This window comes from Rhodococcus sp. C1, from assembly GCF_020809065.1.
GTDB classification, from domain to species: domain Bacteria; phylum Actinomycetota; class Actinomycetes; order Mycobacteriales; family Mycobacteriaceae; genus Rhodococcus_F; species Rhodococcus_F qingshengii.
The window spans coordinates 1,521,535-1,537,122 of the sequence record NZ_CP078080.1 but is presented as its reverse complement, the minus strand read 5'-3'; the positions used below and the strand labels follow the sequence as shown (position 1 = coordinate 1,537,122).

Annotated in this window: 18 protein-coding genes; 8 read left to right on the top strand and 10 right to left on the bottom strand. The window is 63.0% G+C overall.

Going from position 1 to position 15,588, the window contains the following annotated elements; genetic code table 11:
- The first annotated feature begins 91 nt into the window (after positions 1–91).
- Positions 92–922, top strand: coding sequence for a nuclear transport factor 2 family protein (locus KTR60_RS07075; RefSeq protein ID WP_058038540.1), 831 nt, complete (start codon positions 92–94; stop codon positions 920–922).
- A 79-nt stretch (positions 923–1,001) separates the two neighbouring features.
- Here KTR60_RS07075 and fbaA read toward each other — a convergent pair whose 3' ends face one another.
- Positions 1,002–2,039: a class II fructose-bisphosphate aldolase gene (fbaA, locus tag KTR60_RS07070; protein WP_007726777.1), complete on the bottom strand. Its 1,038-nt coding sequence runs from the start codon at positions 2,037–2,039 to the stop codon at positions 1,002–1,004.
- 181 nt (positions 2,040–2,220) lie between these two features.
- On the opposite strand from fbaA, the gene KTR60_RS07065 reads away from it, so the two are divergent.
- Positions 2,221–2,958 carry a VTT domain-containing protein gene (locus KTR60_RS07065; protein WP_277921643.1) on the top strand — a complete coding sequence of 246 codons (738 nt, stop codon included), beginning with the start codon at positions 2,221–2,223 and terminating at the stop codon, positions 2,956–2,958.
- A gap of 29 nt (positions 2,959–2,987) precedes the next feature.
- On the top strand, positions 2,988–3,650 hold the full coding sequence (locus KTR60_RS07060; RefSeq protein ID WP_003944306.1) for a DedA family protein: 663 nt from the start codon (positions 2,988–2,990) through the stop codon (positions 3,648–3,650).
- 11 nt (positions 3,651–3,661) lie between these two features.
- Here KTR60_RS07060 and KTR60_RS07055 read toward each other — a convergent pair whose 3' ends face one another.
- Positions 3,662–4,789: a GTP-binding protein gene (locus KTR60_RS07055; RefSeq protein WP_003944416.1), complete on the bottom strand. Its 1,128-nt coding sequence runs from the start codon at positions 4,787–4,789 to the stop codon at positions 3,662–3,664.
- A gap of 44 nt (positions 4,790–4,833) precedes the next feature.
- Positions 4,834–6,186, bottom strand: a complete 1,353-nt coding sequence (locus KTR60_RS07050; RefSeq protein ID WP_228401998.1) for an LLM class flavin-dependent oxidoreductase — start codon at positions 6,184–6,186, stop codon at positions 4,834–4,836.
- A gap of 91 nt (positions 6,187–6,277) precedes the next feature.
- On the opposite strand from KTR60_RS07050, the gene KTR60_RS07045 reads away from it, so the two are divergent.
- A complete protein-coding gene (locus KTR60_RS07045; protein WP_228401997.1) occupies positions 6,278–7,276 on the top strand; it encodes a GNAT family N-acetyltransferase in 999 nt (332 codons plus the stop codon).
- Here KTR60_RS07045 and KTR60_RS07040 read toward each other — a convergent pair.
- The 5 genes from KTR60_RS07040 to KTR60_RS07020 form a co-directional block, all read right to left on the bottom strand.
- Entirely contained in the window at positions 7,239–7,946 is a 708-nt protein-coding gene (locus tag KTR60_RS07040) for an alpha/beta fold hydrolase (protein WP_054187134.1), read from the bottom strand. The genes KTR60_RS07045 and KTR60_RS07040 overlap by 38 nt on opposite strands.
- An 11-nt stretch (positions 7,947–7,957) precedes the next feature.
- A complete protein-coding gene (locus tag KTR60_RS07035; RefSeq protein WP_063314837.1) occupies positions 7,958–9,079 on the bottom strand; it encodes a glycoside hydrolase family 76 protein in 1,122 nt (373 codons plus the stop codon).
- Between the two features lie 57 nt (positions 9,080–9,136).
- Positions 9,137–9,829, bottom strand: coding sequence for a TrmH family RNA methyltransferase (locus KTR60_RS07030; protein WP_042452183.1), 693 nt, complete (start codon positions 9,827–9,829; stop codon positions 9,137–9,139).
- Positions 9,829–10,428, bottom strand: a complete 600-nt coding sequence (locus KTR60_RS07025; RefSeq protein ID WP_003944380.1) for a DUF6636 domain-containing protein — start codon at positions 10,426–10,428, stop codon at positions 9,829–9,831. Before KTR60_RS07025 ends, KTR60_RS07030 begins: the two co-directional genes overlap by 1 nt.
- Before the next feature lie 67 nt (positions 10,429–10,495).
- Positions 10,496–11,278: an SDR family oxidoreductase gene (locus KTR60_RS07020; RefSeq protein ID WP_003944309.1), complete on the bottom strand. Its 783-nt coding sequence runs from the start codon at positions 11,276–11,278 to the stop codon at positions 10,496–10,498.
- Between the two features lie 34 nt (positions 11,279–11,312).
- Here KTR60_RS07020 and KTR60_RS07015 point away from each other — a divergent pair, with 34 nt between their 5' ends.
- Positions 11,313–11,756, top strand: a complete 444-nt coding sequence (locus KTR60_RS07015; RefSeq protein ID WP_007726759.1) for a hypothetical protein — start codon at positions 11,313–11,315, stop codon at positions 11,754–11,756.
- A gap of 4 nt (positions 11,757–11,760) precedes the next feature.
- Here the strand turns inward: KTR60_RS07015 and KTR60_RS07010 are convergent, their stop codons facing one another.
- The gene (locus KTR60_RS07010; RefSeq protein ID WP_058038546.1) at positions 11,761–12,474 is read right to left on the bottom strand and encodes a lysoplasmalogenase; all 714 of its coding nucleotides are present in this window, start codon (positions 12,472–12,474) and stop codon (positions 11,761–11,763) included.
- 49 nt (positions 12,475–12,523) lie between these two features.
- Positions 12,524–13,204, bottom strand: coding sequence for a lysophospholipid acyltransferase family protein (locus tag KTR60_RS07005; RefSeq protein WP_003944312.1), 681 nt, complete (start codon positions 13,202–13,204; stop codon positions 12,524–12,526).
- Positions 13,205–13,267: 63 nt separating this feature from the next.
- Here KTR60_RS07005 and KTR60_RS07000 point away from each other — a divergent pair, with 63 nt between their 5' ends.
- The 3 genes from KTR60_RS07000 to KTR60_RS06990 are packed head-to-tail and all read left to right on the top strand — an operon-like array spanning position 13,268 to position 15,588.
- Positions 13,268–13,831: a TetR/AcrR family transcriptional regulator gene (locus tag KTR60_RS07000; protein WP_003944378.1), complete on the top strand. Its 564-nt coding sequence runs from the start codon at positions 13,268–13,270 to the stop codon at positions 13,829–13,831.
- A gap of 33 nt (positions 13,832–13,864) precedes the next feature.
- Positions 13,865–14,308 (top strand): MarR family winged helix-turn-helix transcriptional regulator, encoded by a 444-nt coding sequence (locus KTR60_RS06995; protein WP_003944339.1) that lies wholly within the window; start codon positions 13,865–13,867, stop codon positions 14,306–14,308.
- A 23-nt stretch (positions 14,309–14,331) separates the two neighbouring features.
- On the top strand, positions 14,332–15,588 hold the full coding sequence (locus tag KTR60_RS06990) for an MFS transporter (protein ID WP_003944384.1): 1,257 nt from the start codon (positions 14,332–14,334) through the stop codon (positions 15,586–15,588).

Below are 15,588 nucleotides of genomic sequence, written 5' to 3'. Positions count from 1 at the left end.
GGACCGCCTCGCCGACGGTCGGAGTTATGCAGGCTACATACCGGTCGTTACCCTGACATGGTCATTGCTGCATAAGACCGAAGGGTTACCCGTGCCGGACTCGAAAGACGACAACTCGAAAAAGAGCGCAGCACCGAAGGGTGCGCCCGAGAAGTCGGCCCCGACCGAACCTGCGACTGTGGCGATCCAGAAGACAGACAAGGCCTCGAAAGCGGACGGCGACGCCAAAGCTGCCAGCGCACCAACCGTCGCGATCCCCAAGGCAACTCAGGCAACCACAGCAGCACCGACACCCCAGCCCAAGCCGGAGCCTGCCACCGTCGCGATTCCGAAAGCCGCGCAGCCGACACCACCACCACCGCAGCGCGCTGCGCCTCAACCGCAGCAGCGCGCCGCGCCTCAACGTGTGGGTGTCGCAGCGACCCCACCGCCGGCTCAGCCGATGCCGACTCGCATCGAGCCCGCCGCGCCGGAGAAGACCAAGCGCAGCGGCAAGGGCTGGTACATCGCGGCAGCAGCGGCCGGCGTCGCCGTCCTCGCGGCGATCGGCGTCGCCGTATTCGTCTCGTCCAACAGCGGTAGCGGTGAAAGCTCACCCGAAGCTCAGGTCCAGACCGCCATCTCGACGTATGTCGACGCTCTGCAGACCGGCGATCTGGCAACGCTGCGAACGTCGACCTGTGGGGCGTTGGGCGAGTACTACCGCACCATTCCCGACGCAGCGTTCGCTCAGGTCCACGACAATGCCGTCGCTCAGAAGACGATCCCGCAGGTCGGAGCCGTCGACGCGGTGCGCATCACCGACGACACCGCGATCGCTCAGGTCCAGGCGAGTTTGCCGAGCACGGGCGAGCAGTCGTGGCGCACGTTCGACCTCGAGCGCCAGGACGGCACGTGGAAGGTCTGCGATCCCAGCAAGTAGGTACCTGAACAGAAAATGCGCGCCGGCGAGAATTTCGCCGGCGCGCATTTTGTTCTGTGAAGCGCAGTTGTGAAACCGATCAGCCTGCCGACACCGAGCGTCCGGCCGACTTCAGGTCGTTGCACGCCTCGACGACGCGAGCCGTCATGCCGGCTTCGGCCTTCTTGAGGTAGCTGCGCGGGTCGTATGCCTTCTTGTTTCCGACCTCGCCGTCGACCTTGAGGACGCCGTCGTAGTTGGTGAAGAAGTGTCCGGCGATCGGACGGGAGAACGCGTACTGGGTGTCGGTGTCGACGTTCATCTTGACGACGCCGAAGTTCAGCGAGTCCTCGATCTCCGACTTCAACGATCCCGATCCACCGTGGAAGACGAAGTCGAAGGGCTGCGAACCGGAAGCCAGGCCGAGCTTGGCAGCGGCGACCTTCTGGCCCTCTTCGAGAACCTCGGGCTTGAGCTTGACGTTGCCCGGCTTGTAGACGCCGTGGACGTTGCCGAAGGTGGCGGCAAGGAGGTACTTGCCCTGTTCGCCGATGCCCAGAGCATCGACCGTCTTCTCGAAGTCTTCGCTCGAGGTGTAGAGCTTGTCGTTGATCTCGGCTTCGACGCCGTCTTCTTCGCCGCCGACGACACCGATCTCGACCTCGAGGATGATGCGTGCAGCCTTCGAGAGGGCGAGCAGTTCCTTGGCGATGGCCAGGTTCTCGTCGATCGGGATAGCCGAGCCGTCCCACATGTGCGACTGGAACAGCGGGTTACGACCGGCGTCGACGCGCTCCTGCGAGATCGCGAGCAGCGGACGCACGTAGGTGTCCAGCTTGTCCTTCGGGCAGTGATCGGTGTGCAGCGCGATGGTGACGTCGTACTTTGCCGCGATCACGTGTGCGAACTCGGCGAGCGCAACAGCGCCGGTGACCATGTCCTTGACGCCCAAACCGGAACCGAACTCGGCGCCGCCCGTCGAGAACTGGATGATGCCGTCACTGCCGGCGTCCGCGAAGCCCTTGATGGCTGCGTTGATGGATTCGGAGCCGACACAGTTGATGGCGGGGAAGGCAAAGGAATGCTCCTTGGCCCGACCAAGCATCTCGGCATAGACCTCGGGAGTTGCGATAGGCACGGCGGGAGTCCTCCATATACGTGTCGTTCGGAGCGCTCGGCGATGTGAAAGCGCTTCGTGTGGTCCTAGCAGTATGGCAAGTCCGACTCGTCACGTCTCTTTGCGGTCTCGGCCTGCCGCCACCGACGCGATGACCTGCGGTGGTGGGAAACACTCAGATTCGGCCGGTACTCTGGCCACCGTGAATGTGCAGGCAGCAACTGAATCCGTGACGAACCTGGCCTTGCTGCCCGGCTTCCTCGATCCCGTGAACCTCTTGAATTCCTTCGGAACGTGGGTTCTGGTGGGATTGCTTCTGGTGGTCTTCATCGAATCAGGCCTGCTGTTTCCGCTCTTGCCCGGCGATTCGCTCCTCTTCACCGCAGGGCTGATCGCGGCGTCCAAGTCCACCGAGATCGAACCGTTCGCGCCACTGTGGGTGCTCCTGGTGACGATTCCGATCGCCGCGATTCTGGGTGACCAAGTCGGGTTCTACATCGGCACCAAGGGCGGAACTGCCCTGTTCAAGACGGACGACGCGCGGTTCTTCAAGAAGAAGTACATCGACGAGTCACACGCCTTCTTCGAAAAGCACGGCCCGATCACCATTATCCTGGCTCGGTTCGTGCCGATCGTGCGTACTTTTGCTCCGGTTGTCGCCGGCGCTTCGAAGATGAAGTACTCACTGTTCCTGACGTACAACATCGTCGGCGGCATCCTGTGGGGTGCCGGCGTGACTTTGCTCGGCTACCTCCTGGGGCAGATCGAATTCATCCGCGACAATGTCGACTACATCTTCATCTTGATCGTCCTGGTGTCGGTTCTGCCGATCGTCTTCGAAATCGGGAAGCGAATTCTGGCGTCGAGACGTGGTGAAACGGCGAATACTTCCACTACGGACAATTCGACGGTGACAGTCCCCGAAGACCCCACCCCCTGATTGCAGAACGAGGCGAAGAACTGACGACGATGACGCTCGCATCCGGCAGTTTCTCCCCGCTCGAGACTGCCGGGCCTCTGTTGGTCTGGATCATCGTCGTCACGTTCGTCTTCATCGAGTGCGCGATCATCCTCGGGTTGTTTCTCCCCGGTGATTCGCTTCTGATCACAGCCGGAATCGTTCTTGCCGGCCACGAATCCGGCGCGGGCCACGTGTGGGCGTTGTCTGTCGGTGCGATGATCGCGGCCATTGCCGGCAACCAGGTCGGGTACGTCATCGGCCACCGGACCGGCAATCACATCAAAGCCCGTAAGGGCGGCAAGTACTTCACCGAGAAGAACCTGCACCGCGTGAACATCCTGTTGGAAAAACACGGGTTCTGGGCGGTCCTGATTGCTCGCTGGGTTCCGTGGGTGCGCACCCTGTGCCCGATGGTCGCGGGCGCAGCCAAGATGAACCACACGCGCTACACCATCGCGAGCACCATCGGCGCGATCATCTGGGCGCCCGTGCTCCTGCTACTCGGTTTCTACGGTGGCTCGTTCCTCGATCGCGTGCCATGGTTGCTGCCCGCCGTGCTGATCGTGATGATGGTCAGCTTGGTCATCGGTACTGCGCTGGGAATCTGGCAGTACCGCAAGGAGATGGCCCGACCGGCCGAAGACGTCGAGGTCGAAGAAGTCCTCGACTAGAAGCTGTCTGCTCAGTGCAGGTGGCTCTGGTCCCACGCCGGAAGCGGGTCCTCGTAGCGAGTCCAGGCCCGCGGACCTTCGCGTAGTTCGTCGTCGGTCAGCAGAGCCGGATCGAGGATTCGTGATGGCGCCGCCGGGTCGAGTTTCACTCCGATGAACACGATCTCCTGCCCTGGCACCTCCGCTGCCGACGCCCACAGTTGCGCCGGTTCGATGACGAGGTTGGGGCCTGCCTGCGACCAGATCGCGGCGAACTCGGGCCGACTGGCGATCCAGCAGAAGCCTTTGCTTCGCAAGAGTCCCGCGAACTGACCGAGCGCAGCCTCGAGTCGCGCCGGATGAAAGGGTCGCGAGGCTCGATACGTGACGCTGCGTATTCCGTATTCCTCGGTTTCCGGGGTGTGCCCGCCGGCCAGCTCCTCGTCCCAACCGGGTACTTGCGCAGCCAGTTCCGGGTTGTAGAGACCGGTTTCGAGGACGCGATCGAGGGTGACTTTTCCGTGGTCGGTCCGAATCAGCTGAGCAGTGGGGTTGAGCCTTCGAAGCGTCGCCTCGACGGTTCCCGCCGCCCGCGGGCTCACCAGGTCGGTTTTGTTCAGCAAGATGACGTCGGCGAACTCCACCTGATCGACCAGGAGATCGGAGATGCTGCGTCCGTCCCCCTCCCCGGCTTCGAGGTTGCGCTCGTCCAGTCGTTCGCCTTTTGCCAGTTCGCCGAGGAAGGTCGACGCGTCCACCACGGTCACCATGGTGTCGAGCTTCGCGAGCGAGCCGAGGCTGAATCCGTCCTCGAATTCCCAGTCGAAGGTGGCCGCCACCGGCATCGGTTCGGAGATGCCGGTGGACTCGATCACCAACTGATCGAACCGTCCTTCTCGCGCGAGAGCGCCGACGGCGTCGATCAGATCTTCACGCAGCGTGCAGCAGATGCATCCGTTGGTCAGCTCGACCAACTTCTCTTCCGTGCGGTCGAGATGACCCTGGCCCGCGACGAGGGCCGCGTCGATGTTGATCTCGCTCATGTCGTTGACGATGACGGCGACCCTCCGGCCATCGCGATTGGCGAGAATGTGGTTGAGGAGTGTGGTCTTGCCTGCGCCCAGAAATCCGGACAGCACGGTTACCGGTAGCTGCTTCATTCCTTAATGGTAACCATTGTCATTATCGACAACAGCGGGCGGGCCTACTGCACTGCAGAGGCACTACCCGAGAACTGGCTCTCGGGCCTCGGCAAACCGAAATGATCACGAAGGGTCGTACCCGAGTATTCGGTCCGGAAAAGACCGCGATCCTGCAGGATCGGGACCACACGCTCGGTGAAGATCTCGAGTCCACCCGGGTAGTACGGCGGCATGACGTTGAAGCCGTCAGCAGCACCGCTGGTGAACCATTCCTCGATCGTGTCAGCCACCTGCTCGGCGGTTCCAGCAAACACCCGGTGTCCGCGCGCACCCGCCAAACGATGAAGCAGTCCCCGAACCGTCGGACGCTCACGCTCGACTATGCCGGCGATCACCTGCAATCTGCTTTGCTTGTTGTCGGTGACATCACCTGCCGCCGCGAACAATTCGACAGGAACCGGTGCATCCAGTTCCAGATTCCGAACATCGGTCCCGGTGAGTGCACCGAGTTGCGCGAGCCCGTACTCCGGCGAAGTCAACTCGTTGAATTCTCGCTCGAGCGCCTTGGCTTGTTCCTCGGTGTCACCGATGAACGGGCTGATTCCGGGCAGGATCTTGACATGATCGGGGTTGCGCCCGAACTGAGCAGCCCTCGACTTGATGTCGGTGTAGAACGCCTGCGCATCGGAAAGTCTCTGGTGCGCTGTGAAAATCGCCTCCGCATACTGACCGGCAAACGCGCGACCGTCGTTGGACGCCCCGGCCTGCACCAGCACCGGGTATCCCTGCGGCGTTCGCGGTGCGTTGAACGGTCCCCGCACCCGAAGATGCCGGCCGACGTAGTTGATCTCGTGAATCTTGTTTCTGTCCGCGTAGATTCCGTTCTCCCGGTCCAGACTGATCGCGTCGTCCTCCCAGCTGTCCCACAACCGCACCACCGCGTCGACGAATTCCCTTGCACGCGAATACCGGTCGCCGTGGTCCGGATGCTTGGCCAGCCCGAAGTTCGCGGCAGCCAGATCCGTACCCGTGGTGACGATGTTCCACCCAGCACGTCCGTTCGAGATGTGGTCGAGCGAGGCGAACACCCGAGCCAGGTTGTACGGCTCGTAGTACGTGGTCGACGCCGTCGCGATCAATCCGATCCGCTCGGTTGCCACTGCAATGGCCGTCAACAAGGTGATCGGCTCCAACGTTCCTGCAGGACCGTGCTCGACGTCGCTGCGCAACGCGGGACCGTCGGCGAAGAAGATTCCGTCGAACTTCGCCGCCTCAGCAGTGCGAGCGATCTCCTGGAAATACGTGACGTCGAACAGACGTTCCGGGGTTGTCCACGGATGACGCCACGCCGCTTCGTGATGACCGGCGGGGTGGATGAACGCGTTGAGGCTCAGTTGGCGCGGAGAATCAGACATGCCTGAATGCTGGCAACTGCCGCCGCAGTCCGACAGGGTTAGGGTTCGCGTGATTCCAACTCAGGGTGGGCAGGTCGGTATCGTCACATGGGTGAGCCGCGTAGTTGTAGCCGAGTTCGTACCGTCCGGAGCGACAGCAACTGTTCTTCATCAGTGGTGTGAGGTGTTCGCCGAAGGCCAACGTCACCTGTCCGGGACTGCGCCGACAGCGACTGCGCTGATGGAAATGATCGAGGCCGAAGACAATTCGGCCGATGTACGGCGTTGGATTGCACGCGACGCCGGCACCGACGAGGTCCTCGGCATCGCCCAGGCACGACGCAACTCGGCCGAAGCCGATCTCGCAGAGTTTCGGATGTACGTGACACCCCACGCGCAGCGACGAGGGGTGGGACGAGCGCTTGCCGAACTCGTCGAAGTCGACATCGCCGGGTTCGGCGTGCGAAGAATCAGAGTGACGGCGCTCGTCGGAAGCGCAGCCGAGCATTTCCTGCGATCGTTCGACGGTCACCGCGTGTTGCTTCGGTTGGCCAACCAGGTCCAGCACCTCAGTGCTCCCACCGCACACAGCGCTCGCCCCGGCTATCGAATCGTCAGTTGGCGCAACCGAACCCCGGACGAGCTGATCCACTCCTTCTCGGAGGCATTGAACCGACTCCTCGACGCGCCGGGCGCTGAACTGCAGGTGCCCGAACGTAATTGGGGAGCCGACGAGGTCAGATCGTGGGAACAGAAGATGACGGGTGGCTCTCGAGTACTCCTGGTGTGCTGCGCGGTCGACGACGGCGTCGGCGAAGTAGCCGCAGCGACAGTGGTGACGGTGGACGAACATGACAGCACCCACGCATCGCAGCACGACACCGTGGTACTTCCCCAGCACCGCGGACACGGTCTCGCTCAGTGGGTCAAGGAGCAACAAGCGTCTGTGTTGGCAGCTGAATTTCCCTCCGTGCGAAAGATTTACACAACGGTGAACGCGGAGAATCACCCGATGCTGACCGTCAATCGGAGCCTGGGATACCAGACCGTCGCGGAGCGGATCCTGGTGGAAATCAGGAGAGCCGAGAGTGCGCCGCACAAGCCTCGGTGACGATCTTCCTCCACAGGAGCGGGTGAGACTGCCAGAAGTTGTGCGCGACACCGTCGACGACCTCGAAACTGCCGTTAGGCACGAGCTCGGCCAGTTGCTGCAACGGCCACGACGGGCGAATGTCGTCGGCCGCCGCGAGAAATGTCATGGGCACTGGTGAGTCGGCCAACTGCCGAAACAGCTGTGGTTCATGGATCCATTCGATGAACGATTCTTGAAGCGATTGCCAGACAACAGGTTCCCAAGGTATCTGCGGGTCCGGCTCGATTCCCGCTTCGTACTGCTTCGACCATGTCCGGTCCTTGTGGAGGCCGTGCCCCGCGATGCCGACGACGCCGGACACCGATTCCGGACAGTCGAGTGCGTACCGCACCGCCAAGTCGGATCCCCACGAGTGCCCCAGCACGACCCAGCTGTCGATCTCGAACGTGCGGCGGACGAGTTCGAGGTCCGCAACGGCCTGCGCCATCGTATGAGCGCCGCCACCGGACCGGCCGACTCCGCGTGGCTCAGGGCACCACGCGCGCATTCCTTCCGGAACCAGCTCGTCGTGAGCAAGATAGTGAACGCATCCCGGGCCGCCGGAGAGAACCAGAACGTCCGCCCCTGCCCCACCGACATCGACGTGAAGACGTACGCCGTCCGTGTCGACCACGTGCCGGGATTCCATGAGGAAAAAGCCTAACGCTTACGCGGGTATCCAGCCGCCGAGACGACAAATGCCGCCTCCATGAGCATCCACCCACCTACCTGCACCGAGAGGTCTCGCTCGGGCACGCTCGACGCGCGCACGGTTCCGGCGGCGAAGGTGGCGATGTCGCCGGACAGACTCGGCAACTGAGCATCCTTGGTCCAGTCGTGCCCGAACAGCGGCAGACCTTCGATCTGCAGTCTGTTGTTCCAGGCCGCTTCCGCGGAGGACAGAACGATCTGCGCTGCGAGTTCGCGCGCTCGCAGGTCCTCGTGAGTCTCCCAGGACAGGTTCACCACCACGAACGCGAGGTAGCGAGCCAGGATTGCGTTGAACAGCCCGCCGTCGCCTCCGCCACCGCCCGTGATAACTCCGTACTCGGTCATGCCGTCGTACACCGCGTCGACGAGTTTGTGGACTCGCTCGCGGTGGCGCGGTTCGCCCAATCGCGTCGACAACTCGGTTTCCAACCCCAGCGTGACGCCTTGACAGTACGAATAGATCGCGCGCTCGAGGGTGCCGTCGCGGCGGATACCGTCGAAGATCAGTCCGGAGTCCGGATCCCGCAGTGTCTCGTCGATCCAGTCGGCCGTTGCCTGCGCACGCCAGAGTTTTCCGGTGCGCGCCAGCATGATTCCTGCGGGTCCGTTTGCCGGTGTGTTGTAGAAATCGGAGCCTTTGCACCACGGAATACCGCCGCCGTCGGCCGGGGACCACGAATCGAAGAGTTGCGATTCGAGCGCCTGAACCGCGGTTCGGTGATCGACCGAGAACATGCGTTGCGCACGTTCGAGCGAGAGGCCCAGCCACGCCATGTCGTCGTAGTAGTTGTTGGTCCACGCCGAGACGTTGCGGACCCGCACACTGCGGGCAACCTTCGCGACCCGGCGACGACGCTTGGGGGTCGGGTCACGTTCGAGTGCGTCGATCGCAGTATCGAGCAGGTGCGCTTGCCACCAGTAGTGCCACGGCTTGAACATCCGCTCGCGTCGAACAGCAGGCCAGGCAACCACGCCGAGTGCTGTCCGGGGCATTCCCCACAGGCGCCGAAGGTGACGACTGACTATCGCGCCCTCAGCCGCATCGGCCCGCTCTGCCCACACTTCCTGCATAACTACCTATCCTGTCTGGTCGAGGCGCTACACGCTAGCCGGAATTCGCGAGCGAGATCAGCGGGAATCGGCGAGATCGGCATGCTCACGTACCCACGCGTGCATCGCGATGCCGGCCGCGACACCGGCGTTGATGCTGCGAGTCGAACCGAATTGTGCGATCGAGACCGTCATGGACGCAACCTCTTTCGCATGATCGGTCACTCCGGGGCCTTCTTGACCGAACAGCAGGATGCACTCCCGCGGCAGGCTTGCCGTTTCCAGCGGCACCGACCCCGGGGTGTTGTCGACGGCCACGATCGTGAGTGAATTCTCACGGGCGTACTCGACGAGTTCGCCGATGTCTGCATGGTGAACGATGTGTTGGTATCGATCGGTCACCATGGCGCCCCGCCGATTCCAGCGCCGACGCCCCACGATGTGGACCGCGGCCGCGGCAAACGCGTTGGCCGTGCGGACCACCGTGCCGATGTTGGCGTCGTGCGCGAAGTTCTCGATGGCGACATGCATCGTGTGACGGCGCGAGTCGATATCCGCGACTATCGCTTCCCGCGTCCAGTACCGATACTCGTCCAAGACGTTTCGACGATCACCCTCGGCCAGAAGTACCGGGTCGTAGCGCTCGTCGGTCGGCGGTTCCGTGTCGTGCTCCTCGGCCCAGGGTCCGACGCCGTTGGGATTCTCGCCCCACTCGGTGGGTCCCGGTTCACCGGCTCCGCCGGACACGTCGTCGGCTGCGACTTCGGTCATCAGAACACCTCGTTGGAATCTGCAGCCACGGTGAAGCCGTGCGTGGTCTGATCGTTGACACACGAGACGTCTGTCGCGGTGGTCGTACAGGTGAAACCCAGTTTGCTCAGCGGTTGACCGGCCGCCAACACCGGATCGGCGTCGGGGCCGCCAGAGGTGTACACCTCTCCGCCCGAACACATGAAAGCACCCTCACCCTCGTCGGTGACGCGAATACCGTTGCCCCAGTTGACCATGCAGCTCTCCGGCCGCGGCGGAACGGGAGTGGTCGTTCCCTCGCACCCGGCTTCGATTCTGGTGGGCAACTTGATGATGCCGCACTGGAAGTTTCCGTCGGGAGTGGTGAAGTAGTACGACTCGTTGCGCTCGAACTGCACGTCCGTGAGTGTCGTCGTCGGTGGCAGCGTCGTGGTCGGTGGTTCGGTGGTCGTGGGGACGACGGGCGCGACGGTGGTGGTTGTCGTCGGCACTGCGGTAGTGGTGGACGAACTGGGCTGCGCCGCTACGGTCGGCGCTGAATCCGCCTCCCCGCTGCACCCTGCGAGCACGAGCGCCGACCCGACGCCCAACAAGACGAACCCCACCCGAACACGAACCACCCGACTACCTCCACACACGTCATCTTGGCCCAGCAACAGCCGACAGTGCACTCTATCGTGTGGTCGACTAAGTGCTGGTGACGCGCTTGTTCATCAGCCGTGAGAGCCACGCGGGCGAGAACCGCGACGCGCTGAGGAAGAGCTTCGCCTGAGTTCCGACCGGGTAGTGAACCTTGTGCATCCGTCCGGCGCCGCGTGTGGCCGCCCACAGTTCCTGCGCGACGTCGGTTGCAGTCAGCTTGATACCCAACGATCTGGTGGCTCCGGTGTCCATTCCAGTGACCATCGCGGTCTGGACGAACAACGGCCAGAGCGCGAGAACACGGATGTCGTGCTGTGCCCATTCCAGATCGAGCGCCTCGGTCAGGCCGCGGATCGCGAACTTGGTTGCACCGTACGTCGCCAGTTCGGGCTGGCCGTAGATCGCCGAAGCGGAGCACAGATTGACCACCTGGGCGCCGACGGTATCGCGGAGGTACGGGAAAGCCGTGTGCGTGCCGTTGAGGGTGCCGGTGATGTTGATGTCGACCATTCGGCGATGCGCCGCAAGAGAAATATCCTCGAACCGTCCCGACGAGAGCACGCCCGCATTGTTGATCAGGATGTCCAGACGCCCGGACTCCCCGGCAAAATCGGCCAGACACTGCGCCCATCCCGCCGGATCGGTGACGTCCAGGACACCCGTCACGACGCTCCCACCGAAACCGTCGATCTCGGCCTTCAAGGAGGCAAGGCCGGCGTCGTCGATGTCGAACGCGCCGACGCGGTATCCGTTGCGCGCGAACAACAGCGACGTCTCCCGCCCGATTCCAGCCGCAGCACCGGTGATGAAGACGTTCGGTTCGCTCATCCGGTCAGGCTATCCTGGATGTGGAGGAAATCTGATGAATCACCGTCGCGTCGTACACACCGTGTGTTTCATCGCGGTGGGGTATCTGATCGTGCTCGCCGTGTGGCTCGGATGGCTGGTCGAGCACACTCCGCCTGGCACGCTGCCCTATCAGATCGGCGGGCTGCTCGCCGCTTTCGGCTCGGTTCTCGGATTCGGAATGGCATGGGCCAACCGCCCGACCCGCGCCGAGCGCAAACTCGAAAAGCACGGCCTCGAAGGGTGGGCACGAATCGACACCGTCACACCCCTGCGCCGAACCGTCGACGGCGAATTGGCCAAGCTCGCACTCCACCTCACGGTTCCAGGTTCCGATTCGTACTCGGGCCGGATCGAGTACGAGATCCGACCCGAGTACAAAGACAAGATCACTCCCGGATCCACAGTCACCGTCATGGTGGACCCGAAGAACCGAGACCGAATCATGCTGTGCCCGTGAAGGACTAGACGCTCTTCTTGCGTCCCAGCGCCAACATGCCCTCCACCAGCATCAGCTGCGCTCCCGCGTACGACGCCAGGATCACTCCCTCGGCAGCAGCGCGGCCGGCAGCCCCGCGGATGAACAGACGACGCACCACGATCAATCCGTCGGATGCGGTGAAGAGCACTCCGCCCAATCCGAGCCAGGAGCGTCGATCCTTGTTCGGGACGACCACGTCGAGCACGGCGTTGGACTGCGGTGCCAGAGCGGGGTCCGCCGACAACGTCGAGGTGGTTCCCAACATCAATCCATATCCGGTGAGCGGCGTCGACACGCTCGGGGCCTTGGCACGGAGCAGTCCGGACGCCGTCGACCAACCGCTGATGCGGGGCCGCAGGGCAGCGCGGGTCGGCCGAGCGCCGCGGCGCAGCAGGAGCGCCGAGTAACTGGCCTGCATCACCGCGAACGAGGACGCGCCCTTGATCAGACGAGCATCGTTGTCCGGGTCGATCATGAACACGTCGCCGACAGTTGCAGCGGCGAGACCGGCCAGAAGCAGTGCGGTATCGGCAGTTTCCGTCTCCGAGCGCTTGCGCAGCACTCGGGCGGCCAGAGCGGGTGCGATCAACGGCTTCGCGATCTGCTGAACCCGCTCGTTACCGACTACTGCCCCGACCACTGTCGCTGCCGTCGCCGCCGCAAAAACTGCGTGCTCGATGCCCCACTTGCCCGCCATCACAATCCTCCTGTTGGTTACACGTCCAACAGCGACCGTACTGGGTCACTCAGGCGGCATCGCCGGATTTGACGTCCGCGCCGTAGACATCGACGTATTCCTGCCCCGACTGGTCACAGAGCACTGCCATCAATTCGTCCGTCGCCGCACGCACGACGGCCTGGTAGCCACGAAGTTCGCGGTACCGAGAGAAGTCGATCGGCTCCCCTACCGTGATCCGGACCTTGCTGAAGCGCCACATCCGCGTACCCGGCGGGTTGACTGCGTCGCCGCCGTGTACGACGACGGGAATGACCGGCGCCCCGGTTTCCAATGCAACTCGAATCGCTCCGGTCTTTCCCTTGTACAGGCAACCGTCGGGTGATCGTGTTCCCTCGGGGTAGATCCCCCAGACACCACCCTTGTCGAGAATCCCGATGGCCGTGTCCAACGCCGCACGGGAGGCGTCGGCGCCGCTACGGTCGATCGGCACCTGACCGGCCCCACCGAAGAACCAGCGCTGCATCGCGCCCTTCACACCGGTCCCGGTGAAATATTCACTCTTCGCGACGAAGGTGATGCGTCGGCGCACCATGAGAACCAGGAAGAACGAGTCGACGACTGCCCGATGGTTGCCGGCGAGAATCACCGGCCCTTTCTTGGGGATGTGGTGCTGACCCTCGATCGTCGGCCGCCCGAACAGCCAGAGGACCGGGCCGATCAGGACGTATTTGAACAGCCAATAGAGCACAGGGCATCACCTTTTCCGTCTAGTAGACAGTGTCTACGACGAGAATAGTAGACACTGTCTTCCATGACTGTCAGCAGCCTTCGCGAAACACTCGTCGCCACCGGCGTCGAGATTCTCGATGCCGACGGCGCCACAGAACTGACGCTACGGGAGATAGCGCGTCGGGCGGGCGTGTCGCACGGCGCCCCGCGGAGATACTTTCCGACCCACAACAGCCTGCTAGCCGCAATTGCCTCACACGGCCTGCGCGATCTCGCCGACAGACTCGATCCCGTCCTCGCCGGCAAACAACCCGCTCGTAGCCGATTGATCTCGGCAGCAATCGAATACGTGTCATTCGCCCAGGAGCGACCGGCGATGTTCGAGTTGATGTTTCGCCACGACCTCCTCGAGGGCGCAGGCAGCAACCTCCGAGAGTCTTCACTCCCGCTCTTCGCCGCCCTGCAATCCCTGACCGAAGAGGCCGACGCCTCCGATCCCACCACATCTGCGTTGAACATCTGGACCGGAACCCACGGCATCGCAGTGCTGGCGGCAAATCGAAGCCTCGCACTCGTCGCACCCGACCTCGATGTGCCGTCGCTGGTAGCCACCGCCGTGACGGACCACCTTCCACGGACTCGTTGATTTACATAGTTAACCTATGCAATAATATTCTTCGTGACAGACGAAGAACAGCAACTGCACGAACTACTCGTCGACCTCGTGAGCAATACGCACCGCTTCGCGAAGCTGGCAGGCTCCTTCGCGTCCGATCAGTACCCACGCGCCTGGCTGCGCGCACTCTCGCTACTCGAGGAATACGGCGAAATGCGGATCAGCGACTTCGCTCGACTCGACAGAAGCTCGCAGCCCTCTGCCACTGCACTACTGCGCAAACTCGGCGAGAACGGTTACGTCGAACGCCGCGCCGACCCCGAGGACGCCCGGGCAGTTCGAGTGGCCATGACGGACAAGGGACGAAAGATCTTGAACGACGGCCGAAACGAGATCGCCGACGCTCTAGTCCCCCACTTCGTCGAACTCGGGCCCGAGCAGATCAAGAAACTGGCCGACGGATTGGCCGAATTGCGTTCCATCATCAAGACTTCCGACCCCAGCTGAAATACCCACCACTGAAAAAGGAGGTGGCCGTGAGCAACACGACCGCGACATCAACGCACCAGAACGAGGCTCCGCCGAGCCTCCTGAAACAACCGAAAGCGGTGTGGGCGGTAGCCTTTGCCAGCGTCATCGCCTTCATGGGCATCGGATTGGTCGATCCGATCCTCAAGCCGATCGGCGAACAACTCGACGCCACACCGTCGCAGGTTTCGCTCCTGTTCACCAGCTACATGCTCGTCACCGGCGTGGCCATGCTCATCACCGGTGTGGTGTCCAGCCGCATCGGCGCCAAGAAAACACTTCTTGCAGGCCTTGCCATCATCATCGTGTTCGCTTCTCTGGCAGGCGCTTCCAGCACCATCGGCCAGATCGTCGGATTCCGTGCGGGCTGGGGACTCGGCAATGCACTGTTCATCGCAACGGCGCTCGCGGCAATCGTCGGCGCGGCCAGCGGCGGCGTGGCACGGGCGATCATCCTGTACGAGGCTGCACTGGGCATCGGTATCGCAGTCGGCCCGTTGGTCGGCGGAGTTCTCGGTGACATCAGCTGGCGCGCACCGTTCTTCGGCGTCGCAGCCCTGATGGCGGTCGCCTTCATTCTCATCGTCGTGATGCTTCCGAGCGCACCCAAGCCCGAACACCACACGTCCATCGCTGCGCCCTTCCAGGCGTTGCGGCACCGCGGGCTACTCACCGTTGCCATCACCGCGCTGCTCTACAACTACGGATTCTTCACGCTGCTCGCGTACACGCCGTTCCCCCTCGACATGGGGGCGTACCCGATCGGATTCATCTTCTTCGGTTGGGGCCTGATGCTGGCGATCTCGTCGGTTTTCCTCGCCCCTCGCCTGCAACGACGCTTCGGCACCCTGCCGATGATGATGCTGGCACTGACCCTGTTCGCACTCGACCTGGGCATGATGGCGCTCTTCACCGAGAACAAGATCGTCTTGATCGTGGGTGTCGTCCTCGCCGGTTTGTTCCTCGGCGTGAACAACACACTCATCACCGAAACCGTCATGATCTCGGCTCCCGTGGAGCGGTCGACCGCCTCGGCTGCGTACAGCTTCGTTCGATTCGTCGGCGGCGCCGCTGCTCCGTGGGTAGCCGGCAAGCTCGGCGAGTCCAACGTCCACATGCCGTTCTGGGTCGGCGCGGTGCTCACCCTCGCCGCCGTATTCGTCCTGTCGAGCGGACGTAAGGTTCTCGCTCACGTCGACGACCACGATCCCGCGCCGCACAGCGTCGACGAAGCACTCGCCGTCACCGTAGGCGACTGA